Here is a 21,634-nt window from a genome sequence, read left to right as displayed (position 1 = left end):
ATCTGGCCATAGCGTGTCAAAATTGCGGACGCTTGATCGTTCAGCCTTCGGAGGTCTGTGACTCTCCATCCACCATGCGAGTCGGCGCCACAGAAGTTTTCGCCTGGCCGCGCGAGATCGGGATGGTTTTCACCACCGGCTGGGGCACCGGCCGGACCAGATCGACGTGCAGCAAGCCGTTATCAAGCCACGCGCCTTTCACCTCGATTCCCTCGGCGATCACAAAGGCGCGCTGGAACTGCCTGGCGGCAATCCCGCGATGCAGGAACACGCGTCCGTGCCCGTCATCAGTCTGGCGACCCCGGATTACCAACTGATTATCCTCCAGGGTAATCTGCAGGTCGTCCATCGTGAATCCCGCCACCGCCAGGGTGATACGCAGCGAGACGGGGCTGAGTTGCTCGATATTGTACGGCGGGTACCCGTCCGACGAGTTTTTCGCGGCGCGTTCGATCATCTGTTCGAGATGGTCGAAGCCCAGAAACAAAGGCGGGGTAAAAACGCGTGTATTCATCTCTTTCAGGCTCCCCCAGTGTGAGCGAAGCAGGTCATGGACCCCGAAGGCATCCACGACAGAGATTGTCATAAACACCTGGCAATGCAAGCCCTAATGCCCTGATACATAGCAGGTTTCCGCCCAGTGTGGCGTTGCGGCATCGGCGGCATGGCAGGGTTTCGGGGCACGCAATGACCAGGTGGCAACCTGGAGCTGAGCGGCGCGGGCCGGAATTTCATCCGCCCCGGTTTTCCTTGTGGTAAATTCGCTCTAGAGGCGTGGCATGTCAGTTGCAGAAACCGAAACGCCGTTGTTGCCCATCCACATTGTGCCGGATCCGGTGTTGCGCAAGGTCGCGCGCGCCGTCACGCCGGCGGACATGGAGGAGGTGCGGGGGCTGATCCCGGCGATGTTCGCCACCATGTACGCGGCCCCCGGCATCGGCCTGGCGGCGCCGCAAGTCGGTCGCCTGCTCCGCCTGGTGGTCATCGATCTGGCGCCGGAAAAGGTGCTGGAGCCGATCGTGCTGATCAACCCCGAGATCATCGCCGCCTCGGACGAGACGGCCTCGCGCGAGGAAGGCTGTCTTTCGCTGCCCGAGCAATACGCCGAAGTGACCCGCCCGGCGCGGGTAGCAGTCCGCTATCTGGACGAGACCGGCGTCAAAAAAGAGATCGAGGGCGAGGGGCTGATGGCCGCCTGCCTGCAGCACGAGATCGACCATCTGAACGGTGTCCTGTTCGTCGATTACCTCTCGGCGCTAAAGCGCAACATGCTGCTCCGCAAGCTCGCCAAGGAGCAGAAGGACAAGGCGGCGCGCAAGTGAAGCTCGCTTTCATGGGCTCGCCGGATTTTTCGGTCCCGGCGCTTAAAGCGCTGGTCGCGGCGGGGCATGAGGTGGCGGTGGTGTATGCGCAGCCACCCAAGCCGGCGCATCGTGGCCAGAAGGAGACGCCTTGCCCGGTGCACCAGGCGGCGCTGGAGCTGGGGCTTCCCGTGCGCACGCCGCGCCGGCTGCGCAAAAACGAGGAGGAGGCAGCCTTCTTGCGCAGCCTTGATCTCGATGCGGCGGTGGTCGCTGCCTACGGTCTGATCCTGCCCGCCGAAATCCTCCAAGCGCCGCGACGCGGCTGTTTCAACATCCACGCCAGCCTGCTGCCGCGCTGGCGCGGTGCGGCGCCGATCCAGGCGGCGATCCTGGCCGGCGACGCTGAGACAGGCATCACCATCATGCAGATGGATGAGGGGCTGGACACCGGCGCCATGCTTCTGCGCGAGGCGACGCCGATCGGGCCGAGGGATACGGCCGCCGATCTGCACGACCGGCTCGCCGCCATCGGCGGTCGCCTGGTGTTGCAAGCGCTGGACAAGATGCCGGCCCCCGTGGCGCAGGACGAGGCGCTTTCCACCTACGCGCCGAAACTGTCCCGTGAGGATGCAAGGCTCAATTTCACGAGGCCGGCCGCGGAACTGGAACGGCAGATCCGCGCCTTCACGCCCTGGCCGGGCTCCTTGGCCTTGCTCGGCGACATGGTGCTGAAATTTCTCGCCGCCGAGGTGGTGCCGGGGAACGCCGAGGCGGTTCCCGGAGACATTCTGGACGACAAGCTCACCATCGCCTGTGGCGAGGGCGCGCTGCGGCCGACCAAAATCCAGCGCGCCGGCAAGGCGGCGATGAGCGCGCAGGATTTTCTGCGCGGCTTTTCGCTCCCCGCCGGCGCCCGCTTCTTTTGATGGCCGAACCGCAGCTGATCACCTGGGCTCTGGAAGTGGAGTATGACGGCACCAGCTTCATGGGCTGGCAGCGCCAGAAGCACGGCCTCGCCATCCAGCAGGTCGTCGAGGAGGCTGCCGCCAAAATCTGCGGCGAAACCATGCCGCAGGCCACCGCGTCCGGCCGCACCGATGCCGGGGTGCATGCGCTGGGGCAGGTTGTGCAGATCGACCTGCCGGATTTCCCGCCGCACCGCATCCGCGAGGCGCTGAACTATCACATGAAGCCGCATCCGGTGGTGGTGCTGCGCGCCGGCCTCGCGCCGGCGGGGTGGAATGCGCGGTTTTCCGCCATTTCCCGAACTTACCGCTACGTGATTTCCAACCGCGCGGCGTTTCCCGCCGTCGAGGCCGGACGCGTCTGGCACGTGAAACAGCGTCTCGACGAGGCGGCGATGCAGCGCGCCGCCAACCTGCTGCTCGGCCACCACGATTTCTCCTCCTTCCGCGCTTCCGCCTGTCAGGCGAAGTCGCCGATGCGCACGCTCGATGAACTGACCATCACGCGGCAGGAGGAGCGGCTGATCGTGCACGCCAAGGCACGCAGCTTTTTGCATCATCAGGTGCGCAACATGGTCGGCTCGCTGAAGATGGTGGGGGAGGGCAGATGGCCCGAATCTCGCGTAGGCGACGTGCTGGAGGCGAAAAACCGCGCCGTGGCCGGCCCGACCGCGCCACCCGAGGGGCTGTATCTGGTCAGCATCGGTTACGAGACAGACCTTCTTTTAACTTGACCCTCCATAGTTTCGGGCCGAACATTGTCAGGATAACTGACCATCAAAGCTAAGGAAGGACTACTTTTTGTGAACAAAAAGTAGCAAAAAAACTTTATTAATCTGGGCCATGGGCGTTGTCGCTGTCGCAACCTCAGGCCCAGCATAACAAAAGTTTTTGCGCCGCTTTTTTTAAAAAGCGGCTACTTTCTTCACTATAAAAATCAGGAGGAAATCAAAAAATGAACGTGACGACGAGGATCGCCCCCGCGGGGATGGATGAGGCCGAGTGGAATGTCCGCTGTGACCTTGCGGCTCTGTACCGCCTGATGGCGCATTACCGCATGACGGATTTCATCTACACCCATATCAGCGCCCGGCTCCCGGGACCCGAAAATCATTTCTTGATCAACCAGTACGGCGTGCTGTTCGAGGATATGCGGGCGTCGGGCCTGGTGAAGATCGACCTTGACGGCAACATCGTGAACCAGGACGCGCAAAGCGCGAAAAACGTCAACCAGGCGGGCTTCACCATCCATTCCGCGATCCATTCCGCCCGGCACGATCTGCGCTTCGTCATCCACACCCATACCGCCGCTGGCATGGCCGTGGCCGCGCAGGAGCAGGGGCTGCTGCCGATCTCGCAGCATTCGATGAAATTTTATGGCAAGCTCTCCTACCATAAATACGAGGGCATCGCGCTGGATGAGGAGGAGTGCCCGCGCCTGGTCGCGGATCTCGGCCCCACCAACAAGGCGATGATTCTCGTCAATCACGGCCTGCTGGTCGGCGGCACCAACGCCGCGGATGCGTTCCTGGAAATTTATTACCTGGAGCGGTCCTGCCAGGCGCAGGTGGCGGCGCTGTCTGGGGGCGCGAAACTGAACATCCCCTCCGAAGAGGTCTGCCGTCACACCGCCGCGCAGTTCCAGCGGCCGGAGCCGCAGCGCAGCGCGCATCTGGAAATGGTCTGGGACGCCGCCTGCCGGCAGATCGAACACGCGCCGATCGATTATCGCAGCTGAAGGCAAGGCTACTTTTTGTGAACAAAAAGTAGCAAAAAAACTTTATTAATCTGGGCCATGGGCGTCGTCAGGGACAACGCCCATGGCCCAGATTAACCAAAAGTTTTTGCGCCGCTTTTTTCAAAAAGCGGCTGCTTTCTTTCCTCTCTCACGGGCTTGATCGAGACCGGAATCGGGGCGACTCTGGGCTGCCTGCCAGGAGTCGCCCATGCCGCACCAGAATTTCGTTCATCTTCGGGTCCACTCCGCCTACTCGCTCTCCGAGGGGGCGATCAAACCGGACAAGATTGCCTCTCTGGCGCGCGAGCTCGGCATGCCGGCGGTAGCGATCACCGACACGTCCAACATGTTCGGCGCGCTGGAATTCTCGCAATATTGCACCAAGGAGGGGGTGCAGCCGATCATCGGCTGCCAGCTCGGCTTGGCGCGGCCGGGGCTGAACCTGGCGCCGGACCCGGTGGTGCTGTTGGCGCAGAACGCGGCGGGGTTCGCCAATCTGCAAAAGCTCTCGTCGGCGAGTTTCCTGCAGGGCGACGCCGTGTCCAAGCCGCAAATTCCGCTTAACACCTTGTTCGACCATGCCGAAGGGCTGTTCCTGCTCACCGGCGGCCCGTCCGGGCCGATCGGCCGGCTGCTCGCCGAGGGCCTGTTCGACGAGGCTGACAAGTATCTGGCCCAGCTCGCCGAGGGCTTTCCCGACCGCATCGCCATGGAGTTGCAGCGCCACGGCGAGAGACTGGAGCGCGCCATCGAGCCCGGCATGATCACGCTGGCCGACGCGCGCGCCATTCCCCTGGTCGCCACCAACGAGGCGTTTTTCGCCAAGTCCTCGATGCACGAGGCGCATGACGCGCTGCTCTGCATCGCCGAGGGCAGGGTGCTGGCGGAGCAAGAGCGCCGGCGCGTCACCGTCGAGCACTGGTTCAAGCCGGCCGATACCATGCGGGAATTGTTCGCCGACCTGCCGGAAGCCTGCGACAACACGCTCGCCATCGCCCGCTCCTGCGCGGTGATGGCCGAGGCGCGCAAGCCGCTGCTGCCGATCTGCCCGAAGGTGCGCCCCGGCGCCACCGAGGCGGAGACGGTGCAGGCCATGGCCGAGGAAGGCCTGCGCGCGCGGCTGGCGACGGAGGGCCTCCAGGAGGCCGAGCAGGAGCCCTATTGGAAGCGGCTGGAATTCGAGCTCAGCATCATCATCCAGATGGGCTTTCCGGGCTACTTCCTGATCGTGGCGGACTTCATCCAATGGGCCAAGGACCATAGCATTCCGGTCGGGCCCGGGCGCGGGTCGGGCGCGGGTTCGCTGGTCGCCTGGGCGCTGCGCATCACCGACCTCAACCCGCTGCGCTACGGGCTGCTATTCGAGCGCTTCCTGAACCCTGAGCGCGTGTCGATGCCGGACTTCGACATCGATTTCTGCCAGGAACGGCGCGACGAGGTGATCAACTACGTCCTCAACGAATACGGCGCCGAGCGCGTCGCGCAGATCATCACCTTCGGTAAATTGCAGGCGCGCGCCGCGGTGCGCGACGTCGGTCGCGTGCTTGGGCTGCCCTACGGCCAGGTGAACAAGGTCGCGGAGTTGATCCCCAACAACCCGGCCAAGCCGGTGACGCTGCAGCAGGCGATCGACGGCGAGATCAAGCTGCGCGAGTTGCGCGATTCCGATGAGGGGCTGGCGCGGCTGATGGAAATCGCGCTGCAGCTGGAGGGGCTGTATCGCCACGCCAGCACGCACGCCGCCGGCGTAGTGATCGGCGACCGCCCGCTCGACCAGCTGGTGCCGCTCTACAAGGATCCGCGTTCAGATCTGCTGGTGACGCAGTTCTCGATGAAATATGTCGAGCAGGCGGGGCTGGTGAAATTCGACTTCCTCGGCCTCACCACGCTCACCATCATCGACCGGGCGCTCGGCTTCCTGCGCGATCAGGGCATCGAGCTGGATATTTCGAAAATCCCGCTGGACGACAAGAAAACCTACGAGATGATCGCGCGCGGCGACACCGGCGGCGTGTTCACCTTCGAAACCGCGATCTATCGCGGTGCGCTGCAGCAGTTGCGCCCCGACCGGTTCGAGGATCTGGTCGCCATCCAGGCGCTGAACCGCCCGGGGCCGATGGCCAACATTCCGGATTATTGCGCGCGTAAGCGGGGTGCTGCCTGGAGCGCGCCCGATAAGGCGATCCACGAGATTCTCGAGGAAACCTACGGCATCATCATCTATCAGGAACAGGTGATGCAGATCGCCCAGGTGATGGCGGGCTACACGCTCGCCGGCGCCGACCTGCTGCGCCGCGCCATGGGCAAGAAGATCCGCGCGGAGATGGATGCGCAGCGCAAGATCTTTTTGGACGGTGCGCTGAAGCTTGGCCATACGGAAGAAAAGGCCAACGAGATTTTCGACCTGATGGCCAAGTTCGCCGACTATGGCTTCAACAAATCGCACGCGGCGGCTTACGCGCTGGTCTCGTACCAGACCGCTTACCTGCGCGCGAACCATCCCGTCGCCATGCTCGCCGCCTGCATGTCGCTTGCCATCACCAACACCGACAAGCTGCCGATCCTGCGCGGTGAAGCGACCCGCCTCGGTATCAAGGTGCTGCCGCCGGACGTGAACAAATCCGCCGCTGATTTCCAGCCGGAACGGCAGGAGGACGGCAGCTACGCCATCCGCTACGCACTGGGCGCGATCAAGCGCGTCGGCATCGCCGCGATGCAGGAGCTGGTGAAGGCGCGGGGCGACAAGAAGTTCAAGGATTTTGCGGATTTCGCCGCCAGGATCGACGCCAAGTCGCTCACCCGCGCGAATATCGAAATTTTGGCGAAAGCCGGTACGTTCGATTCTGTGGTTCCCAACCGCGCCCAAGCTTTCGCGTTGGCTGAAACGGTCATTCGTCTGGCGCAAACCCAGGCCGAGGAGCGCAGCTCCGGGCAGATCGGCCTGTTCGGCGGCGGTGCTGCGGAGCCGGTGCGCCTGCCCAACACGCCCGACTGGCCTGAGACCGACCGGCTCGCCAACGAGGCCGAGGCGGTCGGCTTTCACATCAGCGCGCACCCGCTCGACATGTACGCGCTGGCCTTGAAGCGCATCGGCGTGGTGTCCTCCACGCACATTGAGCGCCGCGCCCAGGCCGGCGCGACGCGCCTCAAGCTCGCCGGCACCATGGGCGCGAAAAAAGAGCGCATCACCCGCACCGGCAGCCGCATGGCCTGGATCATGCTCTCCGATATCGAGGGCAGCTTCGAGGTCACTTTGTTTTCCGAAGTTCTGGGACGCAGCCGGGAGCTTCTCGCAGAGGGCACGGCGTTGCTGGTGACCGCGGATGTGAAGATCGAGGGGGAGGCGCTGCGCATCACCGCCAGCGACGTGGTGCTGCTGGACGAGGCGGCGGCGAAGGCCGGGGCCTCGTTGCGCGTCTGGCTCGACCGCACCGAGGCGGTGCCGCATATCCGCGCGTTGCTCGAGCGCGAGGGCAGGGGCAAGGGACGCGTGACGCTGGTGCCGAAGACCGGGTTCGAGCGCAATCTCGACGTGGTGCTGCCCGGCGGCTTCAACGTCTCGCCGAAGCTGGCGCAGGCAATGAAAATGGTGCCGGGCGTGGAACGGGTCGAGGATGTTTAGAGAGAAAGGAAGACTACTTTTTGTGAACAAAAAGTAGCAAAAAAACTTTGTTAATTTGGGCTATGGGCTTTGTCGCCGACAACGCCCATAGCCCAGCATAAAAAAAGTTTTTGCGCCGCTTTTTTCAAAAAGCGGCTGCTTTCTTCTGGGGGATTTTCATGCGTGCCCTGCACCGCCGTGCCTTCCTTGCGTCCACCGCCGTCAGTCTCGTAGCGGCCCGCGCTAACGCAGCGCTGGCGCAAAGTTATATGACGCCGGTGCAAGACATCGCCGGCCAGGGGCCGCCGGTCGCCCCCGTACGTCCCGTCACCGAAACTTGCTACGGTGTAAAAATCACTGACCGCTACCGCTGGATGGAATCCGAAGACGCGGGATGGCAGAATTATGTGCGTGCGCAGGGCGCCTATACGGCTTCGGTGCTCGCAAAAATCCCCGGCCGGGACCGGATCGCCGCCGCCATCGCCCATGACAGCGGCGTGGTCGTCGCGGTGATCGCGATCCAGACCGGCGGGAGCAAAATCTTTTCCGAGGTGCGCCCGGCCGGTGCGAACACCTCAAAACTTTATGTGCGCGAGAGCCTGACGGGCCAGGATCGGCTGCTGCTCGATCCGGACCGCTATGCCCGGCCCGGCACGCATGACGCGCTTGACTGGTGGGCCTGCGCGCCGGATGGGGCGCATGTGGTATTCGGCATCTCGCTGGGCGGCGGCGAGCAATCGAGCTTGCATATCCTCGTCACCGCCACCGGGGCGCTGCTGCCGGAGGCCATCAGCCGCACCACCGACGCCAGCCCTTCCTGGCTGCCGGACAATTCCGGCCTCTTCTACAACCGCCTGCAGGACGTGCCGCGAACCAGCGTGCATTACGAGGAAGACAGCGTCTGCTGGTTCCACAAGCTCGGCACCGATCCCGCCAGCGATATCAAGGTGCTGGGCAAAGGCTTAAGCCCGTCCGTGCCGGTGCGGGATATCGACTTTCCTTCGGTCACCGCCACGCCAGGCTCGCCGCTCGTCATCGGCATGCTGGAGTCGGGCGTGCAGAACGAGCTGGGCCTTTACGCCGCCACGGCGGCCGACGCCGCTGCAGGCAAGCCAGCCTGGCGGACGATCTGCACCCCAGCGGACAACGTCACCGCCTTCGCCGTGCGGGGCGCGGACATTTACCTGCTCTCGCATCAGCACGCCTCGCGCTATCAAATCCTCAAAGTCAGCGCCGCCGCCCCCGCCGTGGCGCAGGCCGCGCTGGCGGTGCCGCAGAGCGCGGCGGTGATCCGCGGCATCCAGGCCGCGCGTGACGCGCTCTACATTCTCGACCTCGATGCCGGTCTCAGCGGGATGCGCCGCCTGGCGCCGGATGGCACGGTCACGAATATCAAGCTGCCTTTCGCCGGCTCCATCGACCAGGACTCCTTCTACGCCGATTCGCTTCAAGACGGCGCCTGGTTCCTGCTGCAGGGCTGGGTGCGCCCACCCGTCGCCTGCCACGTGGCGCCGAACGGCACGGTGACGCAGACCGACATCGCGCCGTCGCCGCCCTTGGATCTTTCGTCTTATACTTCGGAAGAAATTTTTGCCCCGGCGCGGGATGGGATCAGAATTCCGTTGTCGATCGTCTATCGCCAGGGGCTGAAGCGCGACGGCCAGGCGCCGCTGCTGCTGGAGGCCTACGGCGCCTATGGCATCACGCTGGACCCGGTGTTTCTCGCACGTTGGCTGCCGTTTCTCGATCTCGGTGGCGTGTTCGCGGTGGCGCATGTGCGCGGCGGCGGCGAGCGCGGAGAGGACTGGCATATGGCCGGCAAGACGCAGCAAAAATTCCACTCCTGGCAGGACATGATCGATTGCGCTTCGTTCCTGATCAGCGAGCGCTGGACCTCGCACCGGCGCTTGGCCGTGGTCGGCGGCTCGGCCGGCGGCATCACGGTCGGGCGGCTGCTCACCGAGCGGCCGGATCTGGCTTCAGTGGTGATCTCCGAGGTCGGCGTGTCGGACGCACTGCGCAGCGAGTTTTCGCCTAACGGCCCCCCGAACATCCCGGAATTCGGCAGCGTCACCACCGAGTCGGGCTTTCACGGCCTGCTGGCAATGGATGCGTATCAGCACGTGCATGACGGGGTTAAATATCCCTCCGTGCTGCTCACCACCGGGTTGAACGACCCGCGAGTCGCCCCCTGGGAGGCGACGAAAATGACCGCGCGGCTGCAGGCGGCGACGGCGTCGAACAACCCCGTGCTGCTGCGGGTCGAAGCGGATGCCGGGCACGGCATCGGGTCGACCCGCGCTCAACGCGATCGGGAGACCGCCGATCTGATCGCCTTTATTCTCTGGCGCACCGGCGATCCGCGGTTTCAGCCGTAAAAGAAAGCAGCCGCTTTTAAAAAAGCGGCGCAAAAATTTTTGTTACGCTGGGCCATGGGCTGGGTCGGCGACAAAGCCCATGGCCCAGCATAATAAAGTTTTTTTGCTTCTTTTTGTTCACAAAAAGAAGTCTTCCCTTGGCTTATGCCGGCGGCATGAAATTCTTCGACAAGGCGTGATAGAGCGGCTGTTTCATGACCAGCTTCGAGGCGCCGAAGCCGAGCACGGACGCTACCATCAGCGGGATCACGTTGCTGTCGTTGCCGGTCATTTCCAGGATGATCACGAACGCGGTCATCGGCGCCTGCACCACCCCGGCGAAATATCCCGCCATGCCGAGCACGGCGCCGAGGCTGACCGCCTTCATGCCAAAGCCCGCCAGCCAGTTCCCCAGCCCGGCGCCGACCGCGAGCGAGGGCGCGAAAATGCCCCCGGGAATGCCGGAGATGGCGGTCGCCAGATTGGCGACGAATTTGGCCGGCCAGACATACCAGGCGAGTGCATGACCGGCCACGGCGCTGTGCGCCTGTGCGTAGCCGGTGCCGAACGTGGCGCCCTGCGTGGCGATGCCGAGCAGCGCCACCAGCACGCCGCAGGCCAGCGGCAGCAGCAGTTTTCTCATCCGGCTTTGCCGGGCGAGCCAGGCCTGCGCGCGATTCGTGCCTTCCAGCAGGAGCCGGCCGAAGAGGCCGCCGAGCAGGCCGCCGGCCACACCGCAGAGCAGCACCAGTACCCAGTCCAACGTCGTGGTGACCGTAGCCGAGGTGGTGCCGAAATAGGTGTAGTTGCCGACCAGCGCCAGCGAGACCAGGCCGGAGATGATCACGGCATAGAGCACGAGGCCGTTGGTGCGCGCCTCGAAGGAGCGGCTCATTTCCTCGATCGCGAAGACGATCCCCGCCAACGGCGCGTTGAAGGCGGCGGCGATGCCGGCAGCGGAACCGGCGAGGATCAACCCGCGCTCATGCTGCAGGCCGCGCAGCCGCGCCACCTGAAGCATGAACGAGGCGCCGATCTGCACGGTTGGCCCCTCGCGCCCCACCGAGGCGCCGCAGAGCAGGCCGATGATCGTCAAGAAGATTTTTCCCAGCGCGATTTTCACCGACAGCAGCCGGTGCCGGTCGGCGCTGCGCTCGAAATGCCGCGCCGCGATCGCCTGCGGGATGCCGCTGCCCTGGGACCCGGGAAAAAATTCCCGCGCCATCCAGGCGCAGAGCACGAATCCGGCGGGGGTGAGGAGCAGCGGCAGGCCCCAGAAATGCTGGCTGCCGTGCAAAAACACGGCCTGCGCCCAGTTGGCGGCCTTGGTGAACAGCACGCTGGTCACGCCCACCAGCAAGGCGCCAACCCAAAAGACCAAGCGCCGCCGCCAGGTCCGGCGGGAGAGCCAGAGCGACCTCCGATTTAGTTTGTCTTCTATCACTTCCACCACTTGCCTCATGCCTCCAACGCCGCTAAAGACCGGGCCGGATTTGGGCACATAGCTCAGCGGTAGAGCACCACCTTGACATGGTGGGGGTCACAGGTTCAATCCCTGTTGTGCCCACCAAATCCATTAATCTTTTCAATTGGTTGTAATCGTGTCTTTAGAGGCACGATGAGGCCTTGTGGGCCGTCGGGGCGGGGCGCTCAGGCCATTGCGTTAGCCGTGCGCTGGTGCGTCGTTTTTCAGGCGCGAAACTTCTGCTGTCGTTGTTTTTAGTTTGGCCAATATTTAACAAAACAAAACGTCGTGTTAAAATTTTTTTGTTTTTTTGCCCGAAAAATCGTCACTTTGTAGACAATTTTTTCTTTCTGGGCGATACCGCCTCAACCGCCATTGGTGAAGGAACGCATCGAATATGACCATCCAACTAGGCCAGATCGCACCGGATTTCGAGCAGGAGTCCTCGCAGGGCAAAATCAGCCTGCATGAGTATCTCAGCTCGTCCTGGGGCATTCTGTTCAGCCATCCGAAGGACTTCACCCCGGTCTGCACCACCGAACTCGCCGAGGTCGCGCGGTTGAAGCCGGAATGGGACAAGCGCAACGTCAAGCCGCTCGGTCTCTCGGTCGATACCGGTGAGAATCATGTCGGCTGGGCCCGGGACATTGCGGAAACCCAAGGTGCCGAGCTGAACTTCCCGGTGCTGGCCGATGCCGACCGCAAGGTCTCCGGTCTGTATGGCATGGTGCATCCCGAGGCTGATCCGTCGGTCACGGTGCGTTCGGTGTTCGTGATCGACCCGGCGAAGAAGGTGCGTCTGATCCTCACCTATCCGCCTTCCGCCGGGCGCAATTTCCAGGAGGTTCTGCGCGTGGTGGACAGCCTGCAGCTGACCGACGCGCATAAGGTGGCGACGCCGGTGAACTGGCAGGATGGGCAGGACGTGATCATCGTGCCGTCGCTGTCCGACGAGGAGGCCAAGGCCCGTTTCCCCGAAGGCTTCAAGACGCTCAAGCCCTATCTGCGCATGGTGAAGCAGCCGAAATTGCCGCGCAGCGCCTGAAGGGAAGCAGCCGCTTTTTGAAAAAAGCGGCGCAAAAACTTTTGGCTATGCTGGGCCATGGGCGTTGTCGCAGACACAGCCCATGGCCCAGCATAGTAAAGTTTTTTTGCTACTTTTTGTTCACAAAAAGTAGCCTTTCTTTTTTGTTTACTGGCTGGCCCAGACGATGCGGTGCATCCAGGTGAGTTCTTCCGTCGCGAAGCGCAGCTCGGGATCTGCCGGGTTCAGGCCTGCGAGTTCGATGCGCGTGGCGGTTCGCCGCGCGAGACGTTTGGCCATCACGATGCCGCCTACGGCGCGCGCCACCACCCGGTCACCCACGCGCACCGGGGCGGCGGGTGACGCCAGGATGATGTCGCCCTCGCGATACACCGGCTCCAGGGAAGCGCCGGCGATACGCAGCGCGTAGGCATTGGCGTCGCTGGTGGCCGGCATTTCCGTCTGGTCCCAGCCGGCGCCGGCGGGGTAGCCGCCATCGTCGAAAAACCCGGCGCGGCCGGCCTGCGCCATGTCGATCAGCGGGAGTCTGGTCCGGCCACGCCGCTGCCGTCCCTCGGGCAGGGCGCGTGCGCCCATCACCAGGGCGGTAAAATCCTCCAGCCGCGCGCCGGTCGCCTGCAGCACCTTCGCCAGGCTCTCGGTGGAGGGCCAGCGGAATTTGCCCTCGCCCGTGCGCCGTTTGGAGAGGTTGAAACTGGTCGGATCGAGCCCCGCCTTGCGCGCCAAGCCCGAGGGCGAGAGCCCATGCTCGGCCGCCAGGGTGTCAATCGCCCGCCAGATATCGTCATGCCGCATTCGGTGCCGCCAGCCTTTGGTTAGAAAAAATAACTGTCACCGCCATGCAATCGCAAAAAAAGATGCAGATTTTTAACGGTTGTTCTTTTGTTCATGTGGCGCGAATATCAACCTTAAAGCGATCATAACGTCAGAGCAATGTGCGTTAAGCGGGAAGTTTCAGGCTTTCCGCTCAACGCACGCAAAGGCTCTCTAAGACTCAGCCTTCATAATGGTCGGCGACCAATCGGTCGAGTAGGCGCACGCCGAAGGCGCTGGCGCCTTTCGGTGTCACGGCCGAGTCCTTCGTGGCCCAGGCCATGCCGGCGATGTCCAGATGCGCCCAGGGCTTGCCGTCCACGAAACGCTGCAGAAACTGCGCGGCGGTGATGGAGCCGCCGGCCCGGCCGCCGCCGATATTCTGTACGTCGGCGATCGCGGATTTGAGGTTCTTGTCGTAGCGCTCGCCGAGCGGGGCCAGCGGCATGCGCCACACATCCTCGCCGGTCGCCTTGCCGGCGGCAAACAGCCGCTCCGCCAGCGCGTCGTCATTGCTGAACAGGCCGGCATATTCATGGCCGAGCCCGACGATGATGGCGCCGGTCAGCGTCGCCAGGTCGATCATGAATTTCGGGGCGAAGCGCTGTTGCGCGTAATACAGCACATCGGCCAGCACCAGCCGGCCTTCGGCGTCGGTATTCAAAACCTCGATGGTCTGGCCGGAATAGCTCGTCACCACGTCACCCGGGCGCATGGCGGTGCCGGAGGGCATGTTCTCCACCAGCCCGACCAGGCCGACCGCGTCCACCTTCGCCTTGCGCCCCGCGAGGGCCGCCATCAGCCCCACCACGGTGCCGGCGCCGGCCATGTCCCATTTCATGTCCTCCATGCCGCCGGCGGGCTTGATCGAGATGCCACCGGTGTCGAAGGTCACCCCCTTGCCGACGAACACCACCGGGTCCTTCGGCTTTTTGATCTTCTTGCCGTCGGCAGCCACGTTGCCGGAGGCGCCGAGCCACTGCATCACCACCATGCGCGGCGCGCGCGCGCTGCCCTGGGAGACGCTGAGGAGCGCGCCGAAGCCGAGTTTCTCGAGATCCTTTTGGTCGAAAACCTCGACCTTGACGCCGAGTTTCTTCAAGCCCTCGGCACGGTCCGCGAATTCCTCGGGGAACAAAATATTGGCGGGCTCGGTGACCAGGTCGCGGGTCAGTTCCACGCCCTGGGCCACGGCCATCACCGGCCCACAGGCGGCGCGCGCCGCCACCGCGTCGGCGGGCATGATCGTCAGCTTCGCGAGCTTCGGTGTCTCGTCGGCTTTCTGCGTGGTGCGGTATTTGTCGAACCGATAGGCCCGCAGCCGTGCACCCAGGGCGAGCGCCGCCGCCGCCGCGGCGTCCAGCGTCTCGGCCAGCACCGTCGCTTCGGTCTCCTTCGACAGGGCAGCGGCGATGGCGCCGCCGAGCCTCTCCGCGCCGCGCGCGGCAAAAGCCTCTTCGCTGCCGGTGCCGATGAGCAGCACCCGCTTCAGCGCGGCGCTCGGCGCCAGGAGATTGGCCTGCTGGTCCTTCTTGCCGGTGAAGTCAGCGGCGGCGATGGCCCGCTTCAGCGCGCCGGACAGTGCCTTGTCCAGAGCCGCCGCCTGGCCGGTCAGTGCTGCGCCCTCGGCCAGCGGCACCACCACCACGCCGGATTTTTGCGCCACGGCCTTCGCAAACGCGATCTCGAGCATTCCTAACCCCTGTCATGAAACTGCCAATAACCATAACATTACGGCGCCGCTTGGCCAGTGCGGAACATGCGTCTAAACCAAGGATCATGGACGATTCCGCGCTTCTTGACCTCGCTGTTACCCTCGTCGAGCAGGCCGCCGCCGCCATCATGCAAGTGCGCGCGGCGGGGTTTTCGGTTTCCGCCAAGGCGGACGACACCCCGGTCACCATCGCCGACATGCAGGCCGAGGCGATCATCACCGCCGGGCTGCGCGCGGCCAGGCCCGATATTCCGGTGATCGCCGAGGAGGAGGTGGCCGCCGGCCATGTCACCGCTTTGGCGACGCAATACTGGCTGGTGGACCCGCTCGACGGCACGCGTGAATTCGCGGCCGGGCGGCAGGAGTTCGCGGTGAATATCGGGCTGATCCGCGACGGCGTGGCGGTGCTCGGCGCCGTCGCCTCGCCGGCTCTGCATGAGGTGCATTATGGCGCGCTGGGGCAGGGGGCCTTTCGCCGCCGGCACGGCGAGACGGTGCGTATTTTTGCCCGCAAGGCGCCGCCGGAAGGGCTGACAGTCATGGCCTCGCGCCATTACGCCGACGACCCGGCGCTGGCGGCACTGCTGGCGCGGTACAGGATCGCCTCGTTGACCAATATCGGCTCGGCCCTGAAATTCCTGCGGGTCGCCGATGGGGTGGCGGATTTCTATCCCCGCCTCGGCCGCACCATGGAATGGGACACCGCCGCCCCTCAGGCGGTGCTCGAGGCGGCCGGCGGGTGCGTGCTCACCACCGCCGGCGAACCGCTCCGCTACGGCAAGCAAGGCTTTGAAAATCCGGATTTCTTTGTCTGGGGATTGCGATAGTTTCATGCCGCCGTTACTCGCGGACGTTGAAGCCGCGTCGGAAAACTTCCATATCCAGGGTATGAAAAAATACGTTTCAGCGCCCCTGGCGTTTGCCCTTCTCGCGATCAGCTTGTCGGGCTGTGTCTGGTGGCATCACGGTTATCATGACCATGGCGGTGATTACGGCCATGGCGGTTATGGCCACGGCGGACCTGGCCAAGGCGATTACGGCCATGGCGGGTACGGCCACTGAGGTTTAGAAGGGAAGAGGCCGCTTTTTGAAAAAAGCGGCGCAAAAATTTCTTTTTCGCTGGGCCATGGGCGTTGTCAGAGACAACGCTTATGGCCCAAATTAACAAAGTTTTTTGCTGCTTTTTGTTCACAAAAAGTAGCCTTCCCTTTCTAGCTTGCCTTGCGGGCGCTACGGACGCCCTGGACGAGTGCCGCGACATCGTCCAGCACCGCCAGCGCGCCGGCCAGCACCAGTTTCTCGATCAGGGCCGAGGCGACGATCGCGCCGTCGGCATGTTCCGCGACGACGCCCGCCTGCTCCGGCGTGCGCACGCCGAATCCGACCGCGATCGGCAGGTCGGTGGCGGCGCGGAGGCGCGGAATGTCCCGTGCCAGATCTTCGGCCGTTGCGGTGCGCGTGCCGGTGATGCCGGTGATGCTGACATAATACACAAAGCCCGAGGAGCCGTTCAGCACTTTCGGCAGGCGCTCGTCGCTGGTGGTGGGCGCAACCAGGCGGATCACGTCCAACCCGTTCGTCGCCGCGTCGGGCAGCAACAGGTCAGCTTCCTCGGTGGGCAGATCGACCACGATCAGCCCGTCGACGCCGGCCTGCGCCGCATCGATGCAGAAGCGTGCCACGCCGTAGGAGAGGATCGGATTCAGATATCCCATCACCACAATCGGGGTCCGGCTGTCGGTAACGCGAAACTCCCGCACCAAGCCAAGCAGTCCGGCCATCGTGGCGCCGGCTTCCAGCCCACGCCGGCCGGCGGCCTGGATGGTCGGGCCATCGGCCATCGGGTCGGTGAAGGGCATGCCAATTTCGATGATGTCGGCGCCGCGTTCGGCCATGCCCCGCAGCAAGCTCAGCGAGGTGGCGCGATCCGGGTCATAGGCCTCCACGAACGTGATCAGCGCCGCGCGGTTCTGCGCTTTTAGCGCGGCAAAGACGCTTGCAATCCGGCTCACAGATCAAACCCCAGATGCTTGGCCACGGCGAAAATATCCTTGTCCCCGCGTCCGCAGAGATTCATGAGAATAATCTGGTCCTTGCCCAGCATGGGGGCGAGTTTGGCTACGTGCGCCAGCGCGTGGCTCGGCTCCAGCGCCGGGATGATGCCTTCGGTGCGGGTGCAGAGCTGGAAGGCGGCCAGTGCCTCCTTGTCGGTGATCGCCACGTATTCGACGCGGCCAATCTCGTGCAGCCAGGAATGTTCCGGGCCGATGCCAGGATAATCGAGCCCGGCGGAGATCGAATGGGCTTCGAGGATCTGCCCGTCATCGTCCTGCAGCAGATAGGTGCGGTTGCCATGCAGCACGCCCGGCCGCCCGCGGCTCAAGCTCGCCGCATGAGCACCGGAGTCCAGCCCGTGCCCGGCGGCTTCCACGCCGATCAGCCGCACCGAGGAATCATCCAGGAACGGGTGGAACAGGCCGATGGCGTTCGAGCCGCCGCCGATCGCCGCCACCGCCACATCCGGCAGCCGGCCTTCAGCCTCCTGCATCTGCGCCTTGGCCTCGACGCCGATCACGCATTGGAAGTCGCGCACCATCGCGGGGTAGGGGTGCGGCCCGGCCGCGGTGCCGATGATGTAGAACGTGTCCCGCACATTCGCGACCCAGTCGCGCATGGCGTCGTTCATCGCGTCCTTCAGCGTCGCCGCACCCGACGTTACCGGCACCACCTCGGCGCCCAACAATTTCATGCGGAAGACGTTAGGCTTCTGCCGCTCTACGTCGGTGGCGCCCATATAAATGGTGCAGGGCAGGCCGAATAAAGCGCAGACCGTGGCGGTGGCGACACCGTGCTGCCCGGCGCCGGTCTCGGCGATGATGCGGGTCTTGCCCATGCGCTTGGCCAGCAAAATCTGCCCCAGGCAGTTGTTGATCTTGTGCGCGCCGGTATGGTTCAGCTCGTCGCGCTTGAAATAGATTTTCGCGCCGCCGAGTTCCTTCGTCAGGCGCTCTGCGAACCAGAGCGGGCTTGGCCGTCCCACATAGTGTTTGAGGTAATAATCCAGCTCGGTCTGGAAGCTGGGATCGGCCTTCGCCGCCTCATACGCGGCTTCCAGCTCGAGGATCAGCGGCATGAGGGTTTCGGCCACGAAACGGCCGCCGAATTCGCCAAACCGGCCGCGCCCATCCGGGCCGGAACGTAAACTATTAGGGAGCGCCTTGTTCATGGTCCGGCTTTAGCTGAAGGGGAAACGTACGGAAAGGGTGGAAAGCGAAGAAAGGCCAGGGGCTTTGCCCCTGGACCCCACCGGGGCCGGGAGGCCCCGGACCCCGTATTTGCTGTATTTTTTCTCTTCCGTGCTATGATTATAGATGACGTCCAACATGAGGAGACAACGTCATGGCCAAAGGTCAATTAAGGTCGAACCGCGAAGCGAAAAAGCCGAAAAAGACCGACGCGGAGCGGGCGAAAGCCGCTGCTGCGAAGGCGGAGCCTGTCATCGACAAGATCAGCCCGAAAAAATAGCGCTTCATGACTCGTGAAGAACTGACCGGCTGGGCGCTGGCCAATGGCTGGCAGATGATGGCCGGCTGCCCCAGCCTGACGAAACCATCCGCGCCGAAGGAGGCAATCGTACGGCTGGTCTTCAAGGTGACCGTCGCCGGGCTGGAGGTGAAGAAACCGGCGGGCAAATGGGAAAAAATCGCCAGCGCCGGTTACGGGGATATTGTGCTGGATCCGGAGACCGACCGGCCCTTGGGACTGGGCTTCGAAAAAATCCCGAGCTTCTCCATGCTCATGCAGGAAAACAAGGACCGTCAGGTCTTCGCTAAAATGAAGTGACGGAGGCGTGCGCCATGGGCGTTGTCAGCGACGACGCCCATGGCGCAGCATTAAAAAAGTTTTTTTGCTTCTTTTTGTTCACAAAAAGAAGTCTTCCGCTTCTCTTAACCTTCGCCCTGCGGCCGCTCGAACGCGTCCTTGCCGTCGAAACGCTGCAGTTTCTCGATATGCATCCAGGTGAATTTCGCGCCGATGCGCTGCACCAGGTAGCTGATCTCGGGCTGGCCGCTGGCGGTGGACTGGCTGAGGGGGATCGGCGCCTTCAGCATGAAGCGCGCGGCGAAATGGTCGACCAGGAAGGTCTGGCCGCCGGTCGACGGATAAACCTGCACGCCGCGGTTGGAGATGCCGTTGAGGCGGAACGGCGTGTCCTGCGCCACCTCTTCCAGCGCCTTGCCCAGGTCCTCGGCGCCAAGATCGGTCTCCAGGAACACGTCGATGCCGACCAGTTCACGGGTGCCGGGCTCCATATGCGCGGTCAGTTCCGGCCAGCTCTTCAGCTCGAGTTTCTTGTAGTGGCGTGAGGGCAGGTTGGAGGTGCGGCCGAGATTGGCGATGACCTGGTCGGTGAAGGCGGCGGTGCCGACGCCGTGGCCGCGCGGGGACAGGTCGCCGGTCAGGTTCTTGCCTTCGGCCAGGGTGATGAACAGCGCCTGCTCGACCTTCTCCGCCACCTCGAAGGCGCTGATATGGCGCAGCAGCATGATCGCGGCGGAGAGTAAGGCGGTCGGGTTGGCCAGCCCCTTGCCTGCGATGTCCGGCGCCGAGCCGTGCACTGCCTCGAAAATCGCGGCGCGGTCGCCGAGATTGGAGGAGGGCGCGATGCCGAGCCCGCCGACCAGTCCGGCCGCGAGGTCGGAGATGATGTCACCGTTCATGTTGGAGGTGACGATGACATCGAATTTTTCCGGCGCGATCACCAGCTGATGGGCGCAGTTGTCAATGATGATATGGTCGGATTTGAGGTCAGCGAATTCCGGTGCGACCTTTTCCGAGACGCGCTTCATCAGCCCCTCGGTCAGTTTCATGATGTTCGCCTTGGTCGCGGTCGTCACCTTGTGGCGGCCTTCAGCCCGGGCCAGGCCGAAGGCGGCGCGGATGATACGCTCGCAGCCCGGGGCGGTCATCAGCTTCAGGCACTGCGCGACGGTGGTGGTCTGCATATGCTCGATGCCGGCATACACGTCCTCGACGTTCTCGCGCACGATCACCATGTCGATGCCGCGCCCGGAGAAGGGCGTGGTGACACCCGGCAGCTCACGCACCGGGCGGATATTCGCGTAGAGTTCGAAATGCTTGCGTAGCGTGACGTTGGCGGATTTGCCGCCATAGCCGACCGGGGTTTCCAGCGGGCTTTTCAGCGCCAGCCCGTTGCGGGCGATGGAGTCCAGCGTTTCGCGCGGCACGCCGGTGACCAAGCCCTTTTTGAACACTTCCGCGCCGGCTTCGGCCGTTTCCCATTCGATCGGCGCGTTGGCGGCCTTGAGAATGGTCATGGTCGCCTGCATGACTTCGGGGCCGATGCCGTCCCCGGGGAGCGCTGTGACCTTGGTCTTGGAGGCGTTCGTCGCGTACGCGTTCATGCTTGGGCCCTTAGCTTGTTGTTTCGCCGCCGCTTATACCGCTTATTGCAATGCAGCGTATACGGCCCGTTCAAAGCTGCCATAGGTTTTCAGCACCCGTTCGTCGCAGAACGGCAGCACCTGCGTGAGCATCATGGCCGCCAGACCGGCCGCGGGATCAACCCAGAAATGCGTGTTGGCGAGGCCCCCCCAGCTGACGCTGCCGGCTCGGCGTCCGCCGGGTTTTTGCTCCGGATAGACCATGAATCCGAATCCCCAGCCGCAATTCGCGCCCGGTGTGGCGTCGGCACCGGTATGCAAAGCGGGATTGGCGGAAGGCAGATAGCCGGCGCGCAGCTCACCCACCTGGTTGCTGAACATTTCTGTGACCGTGGCCGGCTGCAAAAGCCCGCCGCCGCCATTGAGCAGCGCGCGTAAAAATTTCTGGTAATCGGCCAAGGTGGAGTAGAGCCCGGAGCCGGCGGACCAGAATTCCGGCGCATTCACCGGCGTAAGCGGGCGCGGCGTGAGGCTTCCATCCGCTTCGCGCTGGTGCATGGCGACGCGGCGCGCCTGCTGATCCTCATTCGGCAGGAACGTCGTGTCATCCATGCCGAGCGGACCAAAAACGTGGTTTTGGAAATAGGCATCGAGCTTGAGGCCGGAGGCCACTTCCACCGCCAGACCCACCCAGTCCGTGTTGATGCCGTATTCCCAGCGTTCTCCCGGCTCGAACAGCAACGGCATGTTGAGCGCGCCGAGCGTGCCGGAGGGCGGGATGTTGTGGGCCGCAATATAGGCGCCGTATTCCGCGCGGGTGAAGGAATAGGCGAAGCCGGCGGTGTGGGTGAGCAAATGCCGCAGCGTGATCTTGCGCCGCGCTGGGCGCAGGCGGCTGTCTTCGAGAATCTGCGGATGGGCGAGGACAGGGAGCAAATCGCCGATCGGCGCGTCGAGCGATAGCTTCCCCTGCTCGACTAACTGCATGGCAGCGACGGAGGCAACCGGCTTGGTCATGGAAGCGATCCAGAACACGGAACTTTCCGTAACCGGCACGCTGCCGCCCGCCGCGGTGGTGCCGGCGCTGCCCATGAAACGCGGCCCTTCCGGCCCGATCACCGCGGCCGCCACGCCCGCCGCGTCGCCGGCCGCCACGGAGCGGTCGAGGACCGCTTGAATTCCTGGTCCGGTCATCTATCGCTCCTGGTTGGAGTATTAAGGAAGCAG

At 63.8% G+C, this 21,634-nt stretch carries 18 protein-coding genes and 1 tRNA gene; 11 read left to right on the top strand and 8 right to left on the bottom strand.

The genetic code is table 11. From position 1 onward, the window contains the following. Positions 1–40: 40 nt before the first annotated feature. Positions 41–514 carry an Hsp20 family protein gene (locus tag VGG47_RS14620; RefSeq protein ID WP_331539848.1) on the bottom strand — a complete coding sequence of 158 codons (474 nt, stop codon included), beginning with the start codon at positions 512–514 and terminating at the stop codon, positions 41–43. Positions 515–779: 265 nt separating this feature from the next. On the opposite strand from VGG47_RS14620, the gene def reads away from it, so the two are divergent. From def to VGG47_RS14590, 6 genes are all read left to right on the top strand, one after another. Then, positions 780–1,322 (top strand): peptide deformylase, encoded by a 543-nt coding sequence (def, locus tag VGG47_RS14615; protein ID WP_331539846.1) that lies wholly within the window; start codon positions 780–782, stop codon positions 1,320–1,322. Then, on the top strand, positions 1,319–2,230 hold the full coding sequence (fmt, locus tag VGG47_RS14610; RefSeq protein ID WP_331539844.1) for a methionyl-tRNA formyltransferase: 912 nt from the start codon (positions 1,319–1,321) through the stop codon (positions 2,228–2,230). The genes def and fmt overlap by 4 nt, the downstream gene beginning before the upstream one ends. Before the next feature lie 14 nt (positions 2,231–2,244). Next, positions 2,245–3,003: a tRNA pseudouridine(38-40) synthase TruA gene (gene truA, locus VGG47_RS14605; protein WP_331539892.1), complete on the top strand. Its 759-nt coding sequence runs from the start codon at positions 2,245–2,247 to the stop codon at positions 3,001–3,003. 221 nt (positions 3,004–3,224) lie between these two features. Continuing rightward, complete coding sequence (locus VGG47_RS14600) at positions 3,225–4,007, top strand: class II aldolase/adducin family protein (RefSeq protein WP_331539842.1); 783 nt, start codon at positions 3,225–3,227, stop codon at positions 4,005–4,007. Positions 4,008–4,215: 208 nt separating this feature from the next. Then, entirely contained in the window at positions 4,216–7,629 is a 3,414-nt protein-coding gene (gene dnaE / locus VGG47_RS14595) for a DNA polymerase III subunit alpha (protein WP_331539840.1), read from the top strand. Between the two features lie 158 nt (positions 7,630–7,787). Further along, positions 7,788–9,986 carry a prolyl oligopeptidase family serine peptidase gene (locus VGG47_RS14590; RefSeq protein WP_331539838.1) on the top strand — a complete coding sequence of 733 codons (2,199 nt, stop codon included), beginning with the start codon at positions 7,788–7,790 and terminating at the stop codon, positions 9,984–9,986. 142 nt (positions 9,987–10,128) lie between these two features. On the opposite strand, the gene VGG47_RS14585 is transcribed toward VGG47_RS14590, so the two are convergent. Beyond that, on the bottom strand, positions 10,129–11,346 hold the full coding sequence (locus VGG47_RS14585) for a chloride channel protein (protein WP_331539836.1): 1,218 nt from the start codon (positions 11,344–11,346) through the stop codon (positions 10,129–10,131). A 114-nt stretch (positions 11,347–11,460) separates the two neighbouring features. Here VGG47_RS14585 and VGG47_RS14580 point away from each other — a divergent pair. Together VGG47_RS14580 and VGG47_RS14575 are read left to right on the top strand one after the other, a co-directional pair. Further along, positions 11,461–11,535 (top strand) — tRNA-Val (locus VGG47_RS14580). A gap of 292 nt (positions 11,536–11,827) precedes the next feature. Next, the gene (locus tag VGG47_RS14575) at positions 11,828–12,475 is read left to right on the top strand and encodes a peroxiredoxin (protein ID WP_331539834.1); all 648 of its coding nucleotides are present in this window, start codon (positions 11,828–11,830) and stop codon (positions 12,473–12,475) included. 147 nt (positions 12,476–12,622) lie between these two features. Here VGG47_RS14575 and VGG47_RS14570 read toward each other — a convergent pair whose 3' ends face one another. Both VGG47_RS14570 and VGG47_RS14565 read right to left on the bottom strand, forming a co-directional pair. Then, the gene (locus VGG47_RS14570) at positions 12,623–13,270 is read right to left on the bottom strand and encodes a helix-turn-helix transcriptional regulator (protein WP_331539832.1); all 648 of its coding nucleotides are present in this window, start codon (positions 13,268–13,270) and stop codon (positions 12,623–12,625) included. 199 nt (positions 13,271–13,469) lie between these two features. Beyond that, positions 13,470–14,981, bottom strand: a complete 1,512-nt coding sequence (locus VGG47_RS14565; RefSeq protein ID WP_331539830.1) for a leucyl aminopeptidase — start codon at positions 14,979–14,981, stop codon at positions 13,470–13,472. 86 nt (positions 14,982–15,067) lie between these two features. Between VGG47_RS14565 and cysQ the strand changes: the two genes are divergently transcribed. Together cysQ and VGG47_RS14555 are read left to right on the top strand one after the other, a co-directional pair. Further along, positions 15,068–15,829, top strand: coding sequence for a 3'(2'),5'-bisphosphate nucleotidase CysQ (cysQ, locus tag VGG47_RS14560; RefSeq protein ID WP_331539828.1), 762 nt, complete (start codon positions 15,068–15,070; stop codon positions 15,827–15,829). Between the two features lie 4 nt (positions 15,830–15,833). After that, on the top strand, positions 15,834–16,064 hold the full coding sequence (locus tag VGG47_RS14555; RefSeq protein ID WP_331539826.1) for a hypothetical protein: 231 nt from the start codon (positions 15,834–15,836) through the stop codon (positions 16,062–16,064). A 149-nt stretch (positions 16,065–16,213) separates the two neighbouring features. On the opposite strand, the gene trpA is transcribed toward VGG47_RS14555, so the two are convergent. Then, the gene (gene trpA, locus VGG47_RS14550) at positions 16,214–17,014 is read right to left on the bottom strand and encodes a tryptophan synthase subunit alpha (protein ID WP_331539824.1); all 801 of its coding nucleotides are present in this window, start codon (positions 17,012–17,014) and stop codon (positions 16,214–16,216) included. Then, a complete protein-coding gene (trpB, locus tag VGG47_RS14545; RefSeq protein ID WP_331539822.1) occupies positions 17,011–18,228 on the bottom strand; it encodes a tryptophan synthase subunit beta in 1,218 nt (405 codons plus the stop codon). The genes trpA and trpB overlap by 4 nt, the downstream gene beginning before the upstream one ends. A gap of 305 nt (positions 18,229–18,533) precedes the next feature. Between trpB and VGG47_RS14540 the strand changes: the two genes are divergently transcribed. Continuing rightward, positions 18,534–18,845, top strand: coding sequence for a hypothetical protein (locus tag VGG47_RS14540; RefSeq protein ID WP_331539820.1), 312 nt, complete (start codon positions 18,534–18,536; stop codon positions 18,843–18,845). 104 nt (positions 18,846–18,949) lie between these two features. Here the strand turns inward: VGG47_RS14540 and VGG47_RS14535 are convergent, their stop codons facing one another. Together VGG47_RS14535 and VGG47_RS14530 are read right to left on the bottom strand one after the other, a co-directional pair. After that, the gene (locus tag VGG47_RS14535) at positions 18,950–20,428 is read right to left on the bottom strand and encodes an NADP-dependent isocitrate dehydrogenase (protein WP_331539818.1); all 1,479 of its coding nucleotides are present in this window, start codon (positions 20,426–20,428) and stop codon (positions 18,950–18,952) included. A gap of 42 nt (positions 20,429–20,470) precedes the next feature. Beyond that, the gene (locus VGG47_RS14530) at positions 20,471–21,601 is read right to left on the bottom strand and encodes a serine hydrolase domain-containing protein (RefSeq protein ID WP_331539816.1); all 1,131 of its coding nucleotides are present in this window, start codon (positions 21,599–21,601) and stop codon (positions 20,471–20,473) included. Positions 21,602–21,634 lie beyond the last annotated feature (33 nt).

Source organism: Acidocella sp., from assembly GCF_036489515.1.
GTDB lineage: Bacteria > Pseudomonadota > Alphaproteobacteria > Acetobacterales > Acetobacteraceae > Acidocella.
The sequence above is the reverse complement of the archived record's forward strand: the minus strand, read 5'-3'. Positions and strand labels throughout refer to the sequence as shown.

Bases quoted from the DNA above. Each gene is read 5' to 3' on its own strand.
- dnaE (WP_331539840.1), top strand. From the start codon at position 4,216: ATGCCGCACCAGAATTTCGTTCATCTTCGGGTCCACTCCGCCTACTCG.
- def (WP_331539846.1), top strand. From the start codon at position 780: ATGTCAGTTGCAGAAACCGAAACGCCGTTGTTGCCCATCCACATTGTG.
- VGG47_RS14620 (WP_331539848.1), bottom strand. From the start codon at position 514: ATGAATACACGCGTTTTTACCCCGCCTTTGTTTCTGGGCTTCGACCAT.
- VGG47_RS14555 (WP_331539826.1), top strand. From the start codon at position 15,834: ATGCCGCCGTTACTCGCGGACGTTGAAGCCGCGTCGGAAAACTTCCAT.
- VGG47_RS14535 (WP_331539818.1), bottom strand. From the start codon at position 20,428: ATGAACGCGTACGCGACGAACGCCTCCAAGACCAAGGTCACAGCGCTC.
- cysQ (WP_331539828.1), top strand. From the start codon at position 15,068: ATGGACGATTCCGCGCTTCTTGACCTCGCTGTTACCCTCGTCGAGCAG.
- VGG47_RS14590 (WP_331539838.1), top strand. From the start codon at position 7,788: ATGCGTGCCCTGCACCGCCGTGCCTTCCTTGCGTCCACCGCCGTCAGT.
- VGG47_RS14565 (WP_331539830.1), bottom strand. From the start codon at position 14,981: ATGCTCGAGATCGCGTTTGCGAAGGCCGTGGCGCAAAAATCCGGCGTG.
- VGG47_RS14600 (WP_331539842.1), top strand. From the start codon at position 3,225: ATGAACGTGACGACGAGGATCGCCCCCGCGGGGATGGATGAGGCCGAG.
- VGG47_RS14540 (WP_331539820.1), top strand. From the start codon at position 18,534: ATGACTCGTGAAGAACTGACCGGCTGGGCGCTGGCCAATGGCTGGCAG.
- VGG47_RS14530 (WP_331539816.1), bottom strand. From the start codon at position 21,601: ATGACCGGACCAGGAATTCAAGCGGTCCTCGACCGCTCCGTGGCGGCC.
- trpB (WP_331539822.1), bottom strand. From the start codon at position 18,228: ATGAACAAGGCGCTCCCTAATAGTTTACGTTCCGGCCCGGATGGGCGC.
- VGG47_RS14575 (WP_331539834.1), top strand. From the start codon at position 11,828: ATGACCATCCAACTAGGCCAGATCGCACCGGATTTCGAGCAGGAGTCC.
- VGG47_RS14570 (WP_331539832.1), bottom strand. From the start codon at position 13,270: ATGCGGCATGACGATATCTGGCGGGCGATTGACACCCTGGCGGCCGAG.